The 19,284-nt window shown below is 37.7% G+C and carries 9 protein-coding genes; 4 read left to right on the forward strand and 5 right to left on the reverse strand.

Annotated elements, in window-relative coordinates; genetic code table 11:
* Nucleotides 1-88 precede the first annotated feature (88 nt).
* The 4 genes from eboE to MR062_RS03840 all read left to right on the forward strand — a co-directional run bounded on the left by eboE (nt 89) and on the right by MR062_RS03840 (nt 7,626).
* A complete protein-coding gene (gene eboE, locus MR062_RS03825; RefSeq protein WP_242202759.1) occupies nt 89-1,303 on the forward strand; it encodes a metabolite traffic protein EboE in 1,215 nt (404 codons plus the stop codon).
* A 21-nt stretch (nt 1,304-1,324) separates the two neighbouring features.
* Nucleotides 1,325-2,704 (forward strand): alkaline phosphatase family protein, encoded by a 1,380-nt coding sequence (locus tag MR062_RS03830; protein ID WP_242202760.1) that lies wholly within the window; start codon nt 1,325-1,327, stop codon nt 2,702-2,704.
* A gap of 369 nt (nt 2,705-3,073) precedes the next feature.
* Nucleotides 3,074-4,138: an NHL repeat-containing protein gene (locus MR062_RS03835; protein WP_242202761.1), complete on the forward strand. Its 1,065-nt coding sequence runs from the start codon at nt 3,074-3,076 to the stop codon at nt 4,136-4,138.
* Nucleotides 4,139-4,263: 125 nt separating this feature from the next.
* Nucleotides 4,264-7,626 carry a ThuA domain-containing protein gene (locus MR062_RS03840; RefSeq protein WP_242202762.1) on the forward strand — a complete coding sequence of 1,121 codons (3,363 nt, stop codon included), beginning with the start codon at nt 4,264-4,266 and terminating at the stop codon, nt 7,624-7,626.
* 155 nt (nt 7,627-7,781) lie between these two features.
* Here MR062_RS03840 and MR062_RS03845 read toward each other — a convergent pair whose 3' ends face one another.
* The 5 genes from MR062_RS03845 to MR062_RS03865 form a co-directional block, all read right to left on the reverse strand.
* Complete coding sequence (locus MR062_RS03845) at nt 7,782-8,474, reverse strand: hypothetical protein (RefSeq protein ID WP_242202763.1); 693 nt, start codon at nt 8,472-8,474, stop codon at nt 7,782-7,784.
* Nucleotides 8,471-12,484 (reverse strand): discoidin domain-containing protein, encoded by a 4,014-nt coding sequence (locus tag MR062_RS03850; protein WP_242202764.1) that lies wholly within the window; start codon nt 12,482-12,484, stop codon nt 8,471-8,473. Before MR062_RS03850 ends, MR062_RS03845 begins: the two co-directional genes overlap by 4 nt.
* A gap of 429 nt (nt 12,485-12,913) precedes the next feature.
* A complete protein-coding gene (locus MR062_RS03855) occupies nt 12,914-13,957 on the reverse strand; it encodes a discoidin domain-containing protein (RefSeq protein WP_242202765.1) in 1,044 nt (347 codons plus the stop codon).
* A 31-nt stretch (nt 13,958-13,988) separates the two neighbouring features.
* Complete coding sequence (locus tag MR062_RS03860; RefSeq protein ID WP_223548929.1) at nt 13,989-15,815, reverse strand: RagB/SusD family nutrient uptake outer membrane protein; 1,827 nt, start codon at nt 15,813-15,815, stop codon at nt 13,989-13,991.
* 11 nt (nt 15,816-15,826) lie between these two features.
* Complete coding sequence (locus MR062_RS03865; RefSeq protein ID WP_242202766.1) at nt 15,827-19,225, reverse strand: TonB-dependent receptor; 3,399 nt, start codon at nt 19,223-19,225, stop codon at nt 15,827-15,829.
* Nucleotides 19,226-19,284 lie beyond the last annotated feature (59 nt).

Below are 19,284 nucleotides of genomic sequence, written 5' to 3' on the forward strand. Positions count from 1 at the left end.
AAAACACAATCCTTTGTTAACCAATATTTTAAATGTGTTATTCATTTTTTGTCATGTACCAAATATCAAAATTAAATACCTTTGAAGCATGAGAATTGGAGAAAACGCACATCTAACCTATTGCACAAACATCCATTCTGGTGAAACCTGGGAAGAGGTATTTCATAATATAAAACACTATACCCTTAACGTAAAAAAGGAGCTTTCACAAGATGCCCCTTTTGGTATTGGATTGAGGCTTTCACAAAAAAGTGCCTCAACCCTATTAGAGCGTTCCAACTTAGATGATTTTAAAAACTGGCTGGAACGTGAAAACCTATATGTATTTACCATTAACGGATTTCCCTATGGCGCTTTCCACAATGTCGTTATAAAAGACCAGGTTCACACCCCGGATTGGACAACTTCGGAGCGTTTGGCTTACACATGCGACCTCATGACCATATTGGCAGAATTACTCCCCGAAAATATGGACGGTAGTGTATCGACATCGCCACTATCCTATAAATATTGGTTCAAAGATCAAGAATCTGTTGATACCGCTAAAAAAGACGCCTGTGCTTCATTAGCTAAAATTGTCGCGCAACTAGTCGGCATAAAAAACGCAACCGGTAAGTTATTACACTTGGATTTGGAACCAGAACCCGATGGCTTTTTAGAAAACACCCAGGAAGTTATTGACTTCTTTAAAGACTACCTTTTAAAAGTGGGGGTTTTGGAGCTTCAAAAGCAACTAAAATGCAGTGAAGAAACGGCCAAACAGCATCTGTTGCTCCACATACAAATTTGCTATGATGTATGCCATTTTGCCCTGGCCTATGAATCGCCAGAACATGTGATTTCCAATTTACAAAAAGAAGGCATCAATATTGGAAAAGTTCAAATTAGTGCCGCTATAAAGTGTAAACGTTCCAGCAATGTTCCAATCAATATTCAACAAAAACACTTGCGCCAATTTGATGAACCCACCTATTTACACCAATCGGTGATAAAACTGGATGATGGTAAGCTATTACACTTTTCAGATTTAAGTGAAGGTATTCAAACTATGGCTCATAAAGATTTTAAAGAGTTGCGTACCCATTTTCACGTGCCCATTTTTCTTTCTAACTTTGATGTATTACAATCAACCCAAAACGATATTATTAAAGCCCTTAAACTATGGAAACAAAAGGCCTATAGCAACCATTTAGAAGTTGAGACCTATACTTGGTCCATCCTTCCCAAAGCATTGCAAACCAGCCTTACCGCTTCCATTTCCAGAGAACTGGAATGGGTACAAAAACAATTGGCAAATTTTTAAACAGGATCGTAAATTAAACCCATGCATCAAACCGTTGTTATAGATATTGTTGGCCTGTCAAGTGCTTTATTAAAACATAAAGACCTCTTCCTAACGCAATGGATTGAAAAACGGCAGCTTTCAAAGATAAAGCCAGTACTTCCAGCTGTTACTTGTACCGCACAATCTACCTATCTTACAGGAAAATGGCCCAACCAACATGGTATTGTTGCCAATGGCTGGTATTTTAAGGACGAATGCGAGATCAAGCTATGGCGACAATCCAATCATTTGGTTCAAGCCCCTAAAATCTGGGACATGGCCAAAACCCTAAACCCTGAATTTACCTGCTCGAATATGTTTTGGTGGTACAACATGTATTCTAATGCCGATTTTAATGTCACCCCACGACCGCAATACCGAGCCGACGGACAAAAAAAACCAGATTGTTATTCTAAACCTGAAGGCCTAAGGGACCGATTACAAAAAGAACTGGGCACTTTTCCCTTGTTCAACTTTTGGGGCCCTAACACATCCATTAAGTCTACAAAATGGATTGCCAATGCTTCTAAATTAGTCCATAACTGGCATGAACCTACACTGCAATTAATATACCTACCGCACTTGGATTATGTCCTGCAAAAACACAACGATGAAGTCTCCATTTTAAAGGATCTAAAAGAACTGGACATGGTTTGCAAAGACCTCATTTCGTTTTACGAATCCAAGGGCGTTAAGATTCTTTTACTTTCCGAATATGGTATCAATCCAGTAAAAGGCCCATTTCATATCAATCGCCTTTTGAGAAAACATGGCTATATAAACGTGCGAACTGAAAATGGCTTGGAATTGCCCGATGTTGGGATAAGTGATGCTTTTGCTATGGCCGATCACCAAGTGGCGCATGTATACATTAATAACAAAAGCAAGCTTAAAGACCTAAAAAAGCTACTGGAAGACTGTCCAGAAATAGATTTGGTATTAGATGAACAAGGCAAAATAGAACACCACATAAACCATGAGCGCTCTGGCGATTTAATAGCAGTGGCCAACAAAGATTTTTGGTTTACCTATTACTATTGGTTGGATGATAAAAAAGCGCCTGATTTTGCCAGAATGGTAGACATCCACAAAAAACCGGGTTACGACCCTGTAGAACTATTTACAGACCCCAAAAAGAAACTAATGACCGCCAGGATCATTTTTAAGCTTTTAAAAAAGAAATTAGGTTTCAGAACGTTACTGAATGTTATTCCTTTAAACGCCCAATTAGTTAAAGGCTCGCATGGAGCCATTGCCGTGGACGAAGCCTATTACCCAGTATTGGTTCAAGACAAACAAGAACCAGAAGCCATGCCTAATTCAGAATTTGTAAACCCTACAGACATTTGTCAATTAATATTGAACCATATATTTAAGTAAGCCAACAGACTTCCAAAAAAACAGCGACATTACCCACTATGAAATATTTTAAACACGCTATCTTTTAAAAACATCACATTTCATACTTTTATCTTTACCCCTTCTAGAACAGATAGAGACTTAGTTCGTTAAAGGTTAATTATTCATTTTTTTTCACTGAAATAATTTAAACACCAATATTATAAAAAAAACATACTTTTAAAACTTACATTGTTCTTATTATTTGAGCTTAAGTGGAAACAAGTATCAAATGTTTTCTTTAGCTAAAGCATTTTAAGATTAATAACAGATGCATCCTTATAAAATATATAAGATTAGTCAACCGTATCAAATTACATTTTATGTTAATTTGTTTAAACAATATAAATTATGAATCCTAACAGACGTACTTTCATTAAAAAAACAGGTATTGTATTAGGGAGTACCTTAGTAACCCCTACAATCCACTCCTTTGGCATTATTAATAAACCTTCCCTAAGTGAAACTATTATTGGACATGGCGACTTTAGATACAGGGTTCATAAGGCGTGGGGTAATTTAGACCCAAATACTACTCCGGTAAACAATTGTCATGAAATCGTATTGGATTCAAAAGGACACTTAATCATGTCTACAGACGAGCCCAAAAACAATATCATAGTTTATGACCAATCAGGAAAACTACTAAATTCATGGACACTAAACTTTAATTCCGCCCATGGATTATCAATCTTTGATGAAGGCGGTACTGATGTTTTATTTATTACCGATCCCAATTCGGGAAGCGTTGTAAAAACAACAACAGACGGTAAGCTATTAATGAAACTTCAACACCCGAAAGATATTGGTATTTATTCTGAAAAAGACAGGTTCAGTCCAACAGAAACAGCCATAGCGGACAACGGAGACATTTATGTAGCAGACGGTTACGGTTCACAATACATTATCCAATACAACGCTAAAGGTGAATATATTCGTCACTTTGGAGGCCCGGGCGACAAGGACGACCAATTCAGTACAGCTCATGGGGTTACAATAGATAAGCGCGATCCTGATAATATAACACTAATGTGTACTTCCAGAGCGCATAACTCCTTTAAACGGTTTACACTTGACGGCAAGTATCTAAATACCATATTTTTACCTGGTGCTTATGTATGCAGAGCTGTGATGGACGATGATATGATGTACTCAGGTGTCTGTTGGTCTCGATTAAGGTATTTAAACCAAACACCAGATTCTGGGTTTATAACCATATTGAACAAAGACAATAAGGTAATTTCAAACCCAGGAGGGATGGCCCCTGTTTACGAAAATGGTAAGTTAAAGTTAATGGTGCAAGAATCGACACTTTTCAACCATTGTCATGACGTTTGCCTAGATAATGATAAAAACCTATACGTATGCCAATGGAATGCCCATAAAACATACCCTATTAAATTGGAACGGGTATAAGAGGATTATTTATATTTTAGTCTATAACCGTTAATAAGTTCCAACGGTAAGCTCAAAACGAAATGATTTTCTTAACACATCGCTAAAAGAAAAAAATAACTATTTAATTAAGACATTATACGTTTATGAAATTCAATCTAATTAAAAAATTGGCGGTCTCCTTGACCGTTGCATTTTTAATACTATCCTGCAATTCTAAAGACAAAACGGTATTGGTTTTTAGCAAAACAGTCGAATTTAGACATGGATCAATTGAAACAGGTATTGATGCTGTAAAGCAATTGGGCAAAACAAATGATTTTAAAGTTATTGCTACCGAAGATGACGCCTATTTTGTTGAGGATTCATTAAAGCAATTTTCTGCGGTTATTTTCCTAAATACTACGGGAGACATCCTTAACGAAGCACAACAGGCCGATTTTGAACGCTACATGCAAGCTGGTGGAGGTTTTGTTGGTGTACATGCCGCTACCGATACCGAATACGACTGGCCTTGGTACAATAAACTTGTGGGTGCTTATTTTAAGAACCACCCCCATATTCAGGAAGCTAAGCTTAATGTTATCGATAAGTCCCATCCCTCTACAAAATTACTGGACGACACTTGGAGCAAGGAAGACGAATGGTATAACTTTAGAGATATAAATCCAGATATAAATGTGCTTATCAAAATAGACGAGAATAGTTATAAGGGTGGAACCAATGGAGACAACCACCCCATTTCGTGGTATCATGAGTATGATGGCGGACGATCCTTTTATACTGAAATGGGACATACCAACGAAACATATACCGATGCAACCTTTTTAAAACATTTACTTGGCGGTATAACCTATGCCATTGGAAAAAATGAATTGGATTATAGTAAAGCGACGTCTGACCGTATAACTCCTGAAAACCGATTTGTAAGACAGGTTCTTGATTTCAATCTAAATGAACCTATGGAACTGGACGAACTCCCAGAACGTGGCATTTTGTTTGTTGAACGCCGTGGTGCCTTAAAATTGTTTGATTTTAAAACCGAACAAACCAAAACGATAGCACAACTCGATCTGTTTTATGGCAATGAAGACGGATTATTGGGTTTAGCCGTCGACCCCAATTATAAGACCAACCATTGGATTTATTTATTTTATTCAGCTCCTGGTGATGAACCACTGCAACATGTATCGCGTTTCGAATTAAAAGATGATACTCTCGATTTTACATCTGAAAAGATACTACTTAAAATCCCTACCATTAGAAAATGCTGCCACAGTGGTGGCGCATTGGAGTTTGGCCCAAACGGCAACTTATTCATCACTTTGGGCGATAACACCAATCCTTTTGAATCGTCTGGATATGCTCCAATCGATGAACGCGAGGGCAGAGCACTTTGGGATGCTCAAAAATCGGCCGCCAACACCAACGATCTAAGAGGTAAAATTTTAAGAATAAAACCAGAAGACGATGGCACCTATTCCATTCCGGAAGGCAACCTTTTCCCCGTCGGAACCCCTAACACAAGACCCGAAATTTATATTATGGGCTGTAGAAACCCGTTTAGACCTTCTATAGATAGCAAAACAGGATATCTTTATTGGGGCGATGTAGGTCCAGATGCCGGTAAGGGAGACCCTAACCGCGGACCAAAAGGAATGGGCGAATTTGATCAAGCTAGAAAAGCCGGTTTTTGGGGATGGCCCTATACCAGAGGGAACAACCAAGCATACAACGACTATAATTTTGACACCCGAGAATCGGGGCCTAAATTTGACCCAAATCACTTGACAAACGATTCGCCAAACAACACTGGATTAAAGGATCTCCCTCCTGCCCAAGAATCCCTAATATGGTATTCGTATGACAGATCGGAAGAATTCCCTTGGTTGGGCACAGGAGGCGTAAACCCTATGGCAGGGCCTATCTTTCATGCATCAGACTATCCAAATGCCAAGACCACTTTTCCACCATATTTTGAAGACAAACTCATCGTTTACGAGTGGATGCGAGACTGGATATATATCGTCACATTAGACAAAGAACATAACTATGAAAAGGCAGAGCGTTTTATGCCTAAAAGTGAATTCTCCCACCCGATGGATATGATATTCGGTTCAGACGGTAGTTTATATCTTCTGGAATATGGACAAAAATGGAACTCTCAAAATTTAGACGCCCGTTTAAATCGAATAACATACATAGCAGGGAACAGAAAACCCATAGCCAGAATCACCAAAGACATTGAAGTAGGTTCTGTACCATTAACCGTTAAATTTTCGGGAACAGATTCTGAAGACTATGACCATGACCCGCTTACTTATGAATGGTTCTTTACCTCTAATGAATCACAAGCGACAGAAGAAAACCCAAGCTTTACATTTAATGAAGCAGGTACCTATACCATACGCTTAAAAGTTACCGATAAACAAGGAGAAACCAACATTGCCGAAACAAAGGTACTGGTGGGTAATGATCCTCCAGAATTGAGCATTAAAATAGAACCGGACAACCTGCTATATTGGGATCATAAAAAAGTTAACTACACGGTACATGTAACCGACAAACAAGATGGCACCACCGCCGATGGCTCTATAGACCCAAGCAAAGTTAAAGTTACTCTAGATTATATACCAGAAGGCAATGATTTAGTAAAAGCTACTATAGGCCATCAACAAAATACCGTTCCAGAAGGACAACAATTAATTGATGGTAGCGATTGCAAAGCCTGCCATGCCACCAATGAGAAAGTAAATGGCCCTAGCTATATTGATATCGCTAAAAAGTACACCAAAAATGATATTGGTTACTTAGTAAGTAAAATTATAAAAGGAGGATCTGGCGTATGGGGAGAGCACATGATGTCTGCCCACCCACAATTACAACCCGATGAAGTTGACAAAATTGTAAAATATATTTTATCCCTAAAACCAGACAAAAGTCCGAACAAAAAGCTATTACCCATTAGCGGAAGCATAGAATTTAAAGAGCATATTGGCAAGGAAAACCAGGGCATGTATGTGTTAATGGCATCTTATCTTGACAATGGTAATGACGGCCAGTTAGAGTTCAAACTCTCTGCAAGGGAACAAGTTATTTTTAAGGCACCAAAGATCGAAGCCGAAAACGCCGATGAGAAAAGTTCGGGTTTAGGCACTTGGGATGCCGAAGGAGAAACCCTTGTAGGGTCCATAGTTAACAACTCCTATTTAAAATTTAACAATGTAAACCTTAAGAACTTAGAGAACATTAAATTTTCAGTATTTTACGCCAGCGATTACCCCTATAAAGGAAGCTTGGAAATTAGGGAGAATGCCCCTGATGGCAAGCTTATTGGTTCAACAACATTAGGTTACCATAATGAACATAAAGGCGCCATGAAATACTACGACATACCGGTACGCCCAACTCAAGACAAGGCTTCTTTATATTTGGTTTTCAAAAATAATACAGATAAAGAACAGTATGTCGCCAACGCTAACTGGATACTGTTGAATTATAAGCATTGAACATTTTAAATCCCATTTTTAAAAACAAAAAAATCTGAAAACTTTCAGAAATTAAACTACTTTTTGTTAATGCCCCTTAGATTTTAATTAGGGCCTAAACACAAAAAAGCCATGTTGAATTTGGTTAGGATTACAACATGGCTTTGATTGTTCATTTAATTGACTGTAAACTTGGACACATCTGAATTTGATATATTCCCTTGACTGTCTTTGGTTTTTACTTTCCAGTAATAGGTTTTTCCAGGGCTAACGGATACATCATTCAAAACACTTTCCTGAATGTTAGCTTGAAACGCCCCAGGAGGGTCTGCCTCTCCAAAGAACACTTCATAACTTTCAATATCATTGTCCACATCACTTCCCGTCCAATCCAGAGTGACTTTCCCATTAGATACCGTAACCGCTTCGTTATACGAAGGTGCTACAATTTCTGCCGGAAAAGGGGCATGTTCGGTAACACCTTCACCCGCATTATAAAACTTCCAAGTATCACTTGTTGCCGTTGATGTTGACTTTTTAGATTTTGAAACGACAAACCAGGAATACGGTGTGCCCCTATCGATATCGATATCTAAAGAGGTTCCTGTTGCTGTATACAGTTTTGTAGTTTGATCGTTCAGGTTTTTAACATTAACATCATAACTATCCGTGAAATTTGCAGCACTCCATTTAAATGTTACTGTGCTCTTTTCAGTACTGATAATTTGTCCTTCGAAACACTCGGAATTATTTTCAGGGGAAACCAAAATAGCCTTTTCTGGGTTTGACACTTTCTTTTCTGTGGAATCCCCTCCCGAACTACATGACACTACCAATAATGCCATACTTATATAGATTAACTTTTTCATTGTTTTACAACTTTAAAATTACGCTCACCGTTTTCTGTCTTTAAGCTAACGTGATATATTCCTGTAGCTAAAAAGGCTGCCTCTACTTTTACTGTCTGACTTGCAACCGCTAGAACACGTGCCAACACAAGCGTTCCATTGTTATTGTACATTTTAACAAAAGCCACCTTAGCCTCTTCACCTCCTAAATTAATATACAGGTCTTCTTCAAATGGATTGGGGTATACCAGTATATCGTCATTAAGCATGATTGTTTTTTCGAATACGCCCTGACAATCTTTATTGGTCGTTACTTTTATCGTGTTAACACCAGACTTTAAGTTTAAGGAAACCTTGCTTTGTGTTGTCGTAGTGGTTTCTCCATTTATGGTCACATTATATAACTCTCCATTAAACATTGACAGATCCACAGCCTTAGTATTCGTATCGAACTTTGCCAGCACAGCTAAATCGGATGGTTCTTTTACCGTTAAGTCGTAACAGCGCTCGAAGTTAGCTTCACCTTCTACCGTAATACACAATTGATAGACTCCAGCACTTAAATTATCGATGGTTAATTGATTGGTAAAACTGTAATTGGATTGGCCATTATCTCCTTGTAATGATACCTGATAGTTATGGGTCTCTACTGCTGTAATACTAATTGTTCCATTATTGTTGTTCCTGCATGTTTCTGCCACAACCTGGATATCAAAATTATTGACTGGTAAATTAAATACTTCACATCCGTTTTCATCCACCATCGTACCTATAGGAGTTTCTGGACAAAGATCATTGGCATCCAATACGCCATCGTTATCATCGTCGTCGTCGCAAGCATCCCCTAAGCCATCATTATCAAAATCGGCTTGGTCTGGATTGTCCACATCGGGACAGTTATCGTAGATGCATCCAACAAGTGTTAATTCTGCGATGGAAGTCCAGGCACCACCATTAACTTCAGACAGGGTCTTAATTCTCATGTACCTAGCTACTTCAGGTGTAGCAAACTCTAAACTTTGTGGTGCAGAGGAATTCTCGAAGGTTCCAGTAAAATCGGCCTCACCCCAATTTGTATTATCTGTACTGAAATAAATTTCATATTCATTTATTCGTCCATTTTGTCCACTCTGCCTTGGCAAATATGTAAACTTACTGAGACTGTAAAATCCTCCTAGGTCAATTTGAATTTCATGGGGGTAAGTATCTGTTCCCGTACTCCATCTGGTATGCCAAATGGTATCTGGATCGCCGTCGAAAGCCATTGTTGCCAAACCTGGATAATTAACTTCTTCACTGTCTGCATACAATAAGGACCATTCTTCTTTTGGCAATTCTGCAGGATTACTACAGTCATTTATAGAAGGACAGGTTGTAGTGGTAACCATACCTGCGATGGTTTTTACATAATCGATTCCGTTTTGGGTTACGGTTAGCGTTACATCGTAAGAACCTGGGCTACCCAACACCACTTTAGGGTTTCTAATGTTAGCATCGTTAATATATTGGGGTGCCGGGGATATGTCCCATTTCCATGAGGCTCCACTATGTTTTAAAATGGAGTGATCGTCGAAATACAAGGTATCGGTCATACAATTGAACTCTTTTCTTTGTACCCAAGGATTCACGATAGGCTTAAAATCTTCCTGCATGGGCGACTCCCATACACCACCGCTACCGGCAACCCTAATTTTGCCATCGCGATAAAAAGGAATGGCTGTATTGACATCAAAATTTTGTGGATAGTTGTTTTCGAACAAACTCCAACTGTTCATATCGGATCTTCTATAATATATTTTGGCTCCGGTTCCGTTTCTTCGGGTGGTAAATAAATAGATAATTTCATTGCCTGTACTTGTAGGTTGAATAGCCAAACATTTGGTGTAGGCATCGATAGCTCCAGAAATATTGGTCCAAGTGTCCCCTCCGTCGGTCGATTTAAATACCAAACCCTTATCTGAAGACCAAGTACCATTAGCATAACAGGCATAAATGGTATTTTCATCGTAAGGCGAAACGACCAAACTTGTTCTGCCTTTCATTTTACTTCCGCCGTTAGACGAACTACTTAAAGCTGGTTTATGAGTCCATGTTAGTCCTTGATCGGTACTTTTATATAATCCGTTGCCTTTTACATCAACATACATCACATTAGGATTTGTTACACTAATTGAAACCCCCATGACTTTGTCGGAAAAAGTGTGAAGCGACTCAAAAGTAACGCCCATATCGGCACTCTTCCATAGGTCATTGCCCTCGCCCAAAAACAGGATCTCGTAATAATTTGGATGGTGTACCAGACTTCCCCTGTTACCTCCATATTCCAGCATGTTAGGAAACTTAGTAAACAAAAAGCGTCCTTCTTCTTGTTCTTCGGCTGTTTTGGGCAATATCCATCCATTGCCCAAATCGTTAAAAGCGACATGCCTACTTTTTCCTTGCAACACCCATCCTGTAGGGGATTCGGCACCTCCCATACGCAAGGCTTTATCTCCATAAAAATCGGCTATAGCGGTATTACCGTTATGGTATCTTCCTCCTACAACAATATCTTCATTCCATCCTTGATCGAAGCCCCACATATCGGATCCAATTAAATTGTTGATCAAAGGTTGAAAATCGTTTTCAAAAGCATCGGTTGAGAAACTCATGCCCCCATCGGTAGCGACCCAAACAGAGCCATCACTTAGCCATTTCATATCCTGAATATCGGGATGTATGGAAAAGCGACCAAAATATCCTCCAATAGCATCGAACGTACTACCTCCATTAGAAGTTTTAAATAAGGTAGTGGTTCCTACAAAAAACTCATTTTCATTATTAGGATTGACTTCTAATACCAAATCGTAATATCCTTGGCCATTATTGTATTTAAAAGTATCTGTATTACAATCTATCACTTTACTCCATGTCCAGCTACCATTATTATTTGTTCCCTTATATAACTGTGGTGTATTATTATCGCTAAGTAGTGTTGTATATATAATATTTGGATTATTTGACGTTACTGCCAGCAACCCTCCACTGCCATCATTAAACTGATTTGGAAAATTTGGTAATGCAGTAAACGTATCCCCTCCATTAGAAGACATCATGGCATCTAATTTGCTCGAGGCATTTTGCTTTAACGCATATAATACATTGGAATCTCCTGGTTTAAACTCCACATCATAAAATTTTCCCGAAGCTTTATTGGTCCAATTCGTACCATCGTTGGAACTTATATAAATTCCTTGGTTTGTAGACGCCACTATCTTACTCGGGTTGGTATGGTCTATTAGAATATGGTTGGCCTCTACATTACTTAATACCACATTCCAGGTAATGCCTCCATCTGTTGTTTTATGAATTTTACCCAAACTGGCCATGTATACGATATTGGGATTGGTTGGATGTATGGTTATGGCCGTAATGCCTCCTAACGCATAATTTGGTGCAAGTAAAGTCCAATTTTGGCCTTTATCGACAGATTTGTTGAGATACCCAGTTTCAGTACCCACATATATAATGTCTGTATTTGAAGGGGCTACTGCCAAGCTATACACATTCACCTGCCAGGGTGCTACCCCAGGTATTCCCATAGAGCCATCATTTAACCAAAAGGTTTGTTTGGGTCCCAAAAACGTCCAATTGGAATTGGAAGCATCTACTGTTTTATTCACTCCTGATGTTTTAGCCAAAGCATTTTGGGTCTTTGCTATTTGATCGAAGTTGGGTATAACAATTTCTCCCTTATCATTAACATATGAAGCCACCACGTGCCTCCAAATTTTATAATAGCGTATTATGGGGCTCTTTTGCTTTCCATGCGTGGCCGTATACTCTTTAAACCCTTGTTCTATTTCAAAATAGTTGGTTGGATATTCGTAGAGCTTTTTGGCCCATTCTGGGAAATTATTGTCAAACAAGGGCTTATAGGTCTTAATGATTCCTGGAAGATCATCGTAAGGGGTATATAATTGCTGGGCATTCAAGACGCCAACATATACCAACAACATAAAGGTTATTGCATATTTTAGTTGTTTCATCATAGTTATGTAAAGAAGTTTCATGGTTATTTTGGTTGTATTATTCACACACTAAACCTTAACAATTTATGCTAAGTTACTATTATGTTCAAACATTTAAACACATGACAAATTTTAAAATTTTACGTGAATGTTTTCGGGGTCATTTTAAGCTTAATGGTGGATTATTTACCCACAACTCTCTCTCAAGCTAAACCTATAACTTTTCATACAAATGGACGCTACCGATATGTAATTACTTTTATACTAACCTCTCCTTGAGATTACTATTTACTATAATAGCTTTAAACATCCTAAGCAATTATTCAATAGATAGAAATTTTAGTCACAATTAAAATCTATACATGAAACATATCTACCGTCTAACTTTGAACAAAAAAGCTGCCTAATTAATTTGTGACAGCTTTTTTCAATTCAAAATAAAAAAACTAGTTAATCTTCATCATCAAACACATAAGTTTCTTCAACTACATAAGGAGTTATTTCTGCCATAGCAGCAAAATTGGTACCATCCCAAGCCGTCTTTGCCAAAACTTTAAAGTACCTCGCTTCTTGCGTTGATTCAAAGTCAATATCTTGAGCAGCTATCTTCTTTTCCAGTTGATAATCCCCCAGACTAACCCAAGTTTGATTGTCTGTGCTAATAAGGATTTCTAAATCCTTAACTGCTCTTGTATTAGATTGTCTTTGATGAAATCTTATGCCATCCAACGACTTTACTTCTTTCATATCAATTGTAAGCCAATGTGGGTAAACTGTAACCTCCTCTGCCGTACATCCAGCCCAGCATGTATGCCAAAACGAATCTAAAATCCCATCTATTACAGCTCTGGCACTACCTGTTTGTTCATATGCACTCCAGTTAGCTTCATAAGGTTCATCTGAACTAAAGTCTATAACCTCCCAACCAGTTGTATCATACATGTTTTGCGCTATTTCCAACCTTGGTCCTTTGGGTGCTAAAAACACCAATGTTTTAGATAGCCTATTAAAAGGGTAACCAGATGCATCAGAAATGGAAATGGGCAATAAATACCCTTTTTCCATATCAAACTTTTCGGGATAATAGGTAAGCGTGCTCAAATCTGAATACAATTCACCGGCAGGAATTGTAAGATTCATTTTGTCAAATACATAAGCCTCTTCTGGAAATAATTCGTAAGGCGTTTTACCATTTACTACTCTTGTCTCATTAATGCTATCCAATACATGTGTATCTATACCTAACGTAACATCAATGTTATTGGCAGGTATACCTAACCCACCATAGCCTGCTCCAACTGTCGTTATTCTTGTTTCTTCATCAGCTGGAAAAATAGTCAGTTTCTCTATGCCTTTATTGGATTTAGCAAGAAAAATATTGGTTCCTTCTTTAGAGTCTGTTAATTGCTCATATAGCGGGGTCTTTTCTTCGCAGCTATAAACTCCAAACATTATAGCCAATAGAAGTAAAACTATTATTTTTATTGATCTCATAATTAATTATTTAATTTATGGTTATTTAACATTAGTATCCTGGAAATTGAACTAATTGTTTATTCCTATCCATTTCATTTTGTCCATAAGGGAAGAAATAATACCTACGTTGCCATTGTGTTCTTGTAAATGCCGGAACACGTGTATGGAATTCGTCGCTAGACAACTCAGTTCCTTCATTCATATTCATACCATAGTAAACTCCTCCTTGGTACGAGTCTGATTTATCGGCTATCTTCCATCTTCTAACATCAAAAAATCTGTGGCCAGCCTCAAAACAAAACTCAACCCTACGCTCCAATCTAATTTGATCACGCATTTCGTCTTGGCTCATACCTGCAGACAATTCTGGAAGTCCTGCCCTAACTCTAACTTTATTTAAATAGATTAAAATATTGGAATTCCCCGGATCTGCTTCATTCAAAGCTTCAGCATAATTAAGGTAAAGTTCAGCTAACCTAATGAGCATAGCTGGACGCCCAAAAGTTCCTTGATCTGACCTGAAAGCTGGATGAGTATTTTTTCTAACAGTGTACCCGGTTTTAGGCCAATCCCTAGGGGCTCCATTTTTACCTGAATTACCTGTATTATAAAACTCAACATACGGTTGACCAGCTCTTGGGATACTAGGATGTACCGCTCCATTAAAATTGATCCAAGCATAAAAACGTGGTTCACGATCAACATACATATTGTTAGTACCTGCAGCATAGTAAGGTGTGCTACTTCCTGAGTATCCAGTTTCTGTATAAGTTTGACTATCTTCTATTGATTCTCCGTCACTCATTCTAAAATCGTCTACCAATCGTTGTACTACAGCTAAACCATTGTATCCAGTGTTTTGGGTAGACCTGGGAGCACAATGAATTTCCCAATTGTAACTACCTGTTGAAGGTCTTAACCAAATACCTTCTACATCCCATCCATCCCAATATAGGTTTTTAACAGAATTGTAAGCTGTAGTAAAAGCATCTGCTCCACTTGCTTGGTACAAACCCTTTCCATTGGCCTCAGCTAAATCTATAGCTTCTTTTGCCGCATTAGCAGCTAATGTCCATTTATTGGCATCGTATGTTTGAGGGATTAATTGTGTTCCATCAAGGTTTTTAAAGTCAGCTAACTCTGTATTTCCATTAAACAAAGGACTTGCATTGTAAAGCAATATTTGCGATTCTACCGCCTCTACAATCATTTTATTGATTCTCCCCACTTGGGTTCCATCAACTACGGCCGTTCCCGATTGGAAATAATCTACTGGAAGTTTTTCTTTAGCCTGAGCCATTTCAGAAAGAACAAAATCAATACATTCGCTCCATGTGCTTCTTGGAATTTGGTAATCACCGTCTGGACTTCCTACTTCTAACGGCTGAATTACCACAGGCCCCAAATGTTTCATCATTACCCAATAATTGTACGCCCTTAAAAATTGAGCTTCTCCTTTATATTGACGGATTATTTCAGGTCCATTATTAAGTGCTAATATTTCATCATTGTTATCTATGTTTTCTAAAAAAATAGTAGCCAATCTAATTTTCTCATAATGTCCTGTAAATCCAAAATAATAACTATCTGCACTAATTGCTCCTGAATTTATAGATGGATTTGTCCAGTTACTGGCATCCATTTCATCACACATTAGACCATATTGATAGTTATAAGGATAGGCCCAAATATCTTGAATGCTTGAAAACAAACCTGCCCACCAACGCTCTGTTTGCTGTCTGTTTTCAAAGATACTTTCTATCGAAAGTAAATTATCTGGCTGTGTATCAAAAAAATCGTCGTTACAACCAGCAATGCTAAATATAATTAATGCACCAAGTACAGTGTTTTTAATTTTATGTTTAAATCTTTCCATATTATTTTTTTTTAAAAAGTAAGTCTAACTCCTAAGTTATAAGTAGTAATGTTTGGATATGTAGCTCCTCTACCATCACCCAATTCAGGATCCCAAAAATCCCATTTAGAAAAGGTTAGCAAATTTGTTCCGCTAAGGAATATTCTAAACTTTTTAAACATTTTAATATTGTTTTCCTCACCAAGTAGTGTATAACCTATCTCTGCTTGTTTTAAACGAACATAATCGGCTGGTTTAACCCACCAAGTACTTGTATAATAATTTGTTGTTTGGGTCTGATTTGTAGACAATCTCGGGTAAAACGCTTGCGGGTTTGGATTATCTGGAGTCCATCTATCTAATACGTTGGTATACATGTTACCATAGCTAGATCCTTGAGAAAAAGGTGTTGTACCAAAACCCCCTGAATAATTAAAATCAACCTGGGCCACACCTTGGAAAAACAAACTGACATCAAATCCTTTAAAACCTCCTCCTATCGAGATACCATAAACAATTCTTGGTACACTACCGTATCCAATAGCCGTTTGGTCATTACTATTAATAATGCCATCTCCATTTAAGTCCTTGTAACGAATGTCCCCCACTCTAACATCTCCTGCTTGTACGGCTGCATTAGCTATTTCATCATCATTTTCGAATAACCCGGTAGCAATATATCCAAACCTTTGGCTAATGGGTTGTCCAATTCTATTTAAATAAGGGTACCTCCATTCGGGCAGGCCATCAAATACAGCCTCATTCTCGTTGTAGTTAAATGTTCCCCTAAATTGGAAGAAATTCTCTTCTGTCCATGATTTGTTATATTCCAAGGTTACATCAATACCTTGATTTTTAGTTTTCCCAACATTGTTGAACGGGATATTACCAGTTGTAAACCCTGAAGTATATGGAATTGAATAATCTCGTAACAATATCCCCTCACGACGTTCTTTAAACAGTTCTACAATTAACTTTAAATCGTTATTTAGGAAATTCATTTCAACACCTAGATTGTGTCTATATGAGGTTTCCCATTTAACATTACCTCCAATTCTTGTTTCCCCAAAACCGGTATAGCCTCTTGTAGCTCCAGGCACACCAAAAGTATAGCCACCTGAATCCCCTATAGTACTTAAATACAAGAATCTATTATTTGGATTATTAATATTTGCATTACCAGAAAGCCCATAACTATAGCGTACTTTAAAAAATGACATAACGTCTGTTACAGGTTCAAAGAATTTCTCTTTTGAAATTACCCAACCCGCACCAAACGAAGGAAAAAACCCGTAACGCTTGCTAGGTATAAAGTTATCAGATCCTGAATAGGAAAAGTTAGCTTCAACAAAATATTTATTCTCAAAACCGTAATTAACACGCCCTACAAGATTACGCTGTCTATATGGAATAGCCGCTGTATAAGTTCCCACTCTACTCGTGGCATCCCTATAATCTGATTGATTAAAAAGCAACAAGCCGGATACGTCGTGTTTACCAAAAGTATTTTCGTAATTTAAAGCCGTTTCCAAATAAAAACGTCTATCCCCGTAACGTCCCAATGAAAAGCTTAAATCTTCAGATCCCGTACTTGAAATTTCAGTAATTAAATTTCCATCGTCGTCTCTCCCTGTAGCCCAATACGTTGGTAAGTTACGCCCCCTTCTTAAACCATTAAATGAATTAACATCAAAAGCAAACATGGCCGTTGCGCTTAAGCCTTCAAGAATCTTATCCATACTTTGTGTAACCCGTAAATTTGAACGTACCGTATTTCTTGTTTCATTGGTAACTCCAGATTGGGTTAAAGCCATATAAGGGCTAGCAAGGGTTCCTTGAAGCTGTGGCCATTGGCCATTACTATACTGGGGTGGTATAATGTGTGGTGCAGAAGCAGTTGCCAAGTGAAAAATATCTGCTACAGAGCCTCCATATGCTGGCCTGTTGAAATTTGTTATAAAGCCATTAATTCCAAAATCGATTTTTGTACTCTCTGTAACATTTACATCTACATTAGTTGTAAAGTTAAAACGATCTAATTTTAAATTAGAGTTAAAAGCCTCTACATCCCCTGTCTTAAAAAGCCCAGTTTCTCCAAAATACCCGGCAGAAATGTAATAGGTTGATTTATCTGAACCTCCACTAATATTAACAGTAATACGATTATTAGTTCCAAAATCACGGAACAGCACATCATACCAATCTACGTTAGGATATAAATCTGGATCGACCCCACTAGCGGTTAAATTAATTTCTTCTTGAGTAAAGGCTGGATTTTGCCCCCTTGTTGTTAGTCCCTCATTATACAAGGTCATAAATGTTGGCCCATCTATAAAATCAGGGAGCTCAGTAAATTTGGTAACCGCCGAGTTAATCTCTGCATTTACTACTGGTTTCCCTGCCTTACCACTCTTAGTTGTTATTAAAATAACACCATTTGCACCACGTGTACCATAAACTGCTGTTGCTGTGGCATCTTTAAGCACAGTAAAACTTTCAACATCTTCGGGATCAATATTATTAATACTTCTATCTGGAACACCATCTACTACCAATAATGGTCCTTGTGGACTAGATGAAAAAGTAGCAATTCCTCTAATAAATAGGTCTGCACCATCAGCTCCTGGCCCGCCTCCCCTCTGGGTAGCAACTACACCTGCTAATTTACCTGCAATCGCTGTTGACAAATCCCTAACCGGGGCTTTTAATTCTCTTGATTTAATGGTAGATTGAGCCCCAACAACACTTTCCTTTTTCTGTGTACCATAAGCCACCAGCACAACTTCATCCAACTGGGCAGTATCTTCTTTTAGAATAATGTTTATTGTGGTTTGCCCTTCTAATGGAACTTCTTGTGTTTCAAAACCAACATAGGAAAATACCAGTATTGCATTAGGATCTTTGACTAAGAGGCTATAATTCCCATCAAAATCTGTAGATGTACCCGTAGCAGTTCCTTTAACAAGAATTGTAACACCCGCCATTGGCAAATTACTTTCGTCTATTACATTTCCTTTAACAATTACATCTTGTTGCTTTATTTCTTGTTCATCTACAGGCTTATCTTTTGATTTTCTTATTAAGAATATTTGCCTATCAATAACACTGTACGCTGTTTCCGTTTTATCGAACACCCTATCTAAAATGGAAAATATTTTCTCATTTTTAGCTTGAACGGAAATAATACGTTCTAAGTCTACATCTTTTATTTTGTATATAAAACGAAAGTCGCTTTTACTCTCAATAACATCAATAAGCTGATTAACTTTAACATTTTCCAGCTTTAAAGAAATTTTTGTAACCTGAGAATAGCTTGTATTTGCCTGTACTGTAAATAACGTAACAAGTAAAAATAAGACACTTAATTTCATTTTAAGGTTAAATTTTAAACACAGAATGTGTTTGTTCTTTTGATAAAGAATTTTTTTCATACTTTTAAGTTGTTTAATTGTGGTTATTCTTAATCACTTATCTAAAACCGGAAACTGGC

Source organism: Aestuariivivens insulae (assembly GCF_022662195.1).
GTDB classification, from domain to species: domain Bacteria; phylum Bacteroidota; class Bacteroidia; order Flavobacteriales; family Flavobacteriaceae; genus Aestuariivivens; species Aestuariivivens insulae.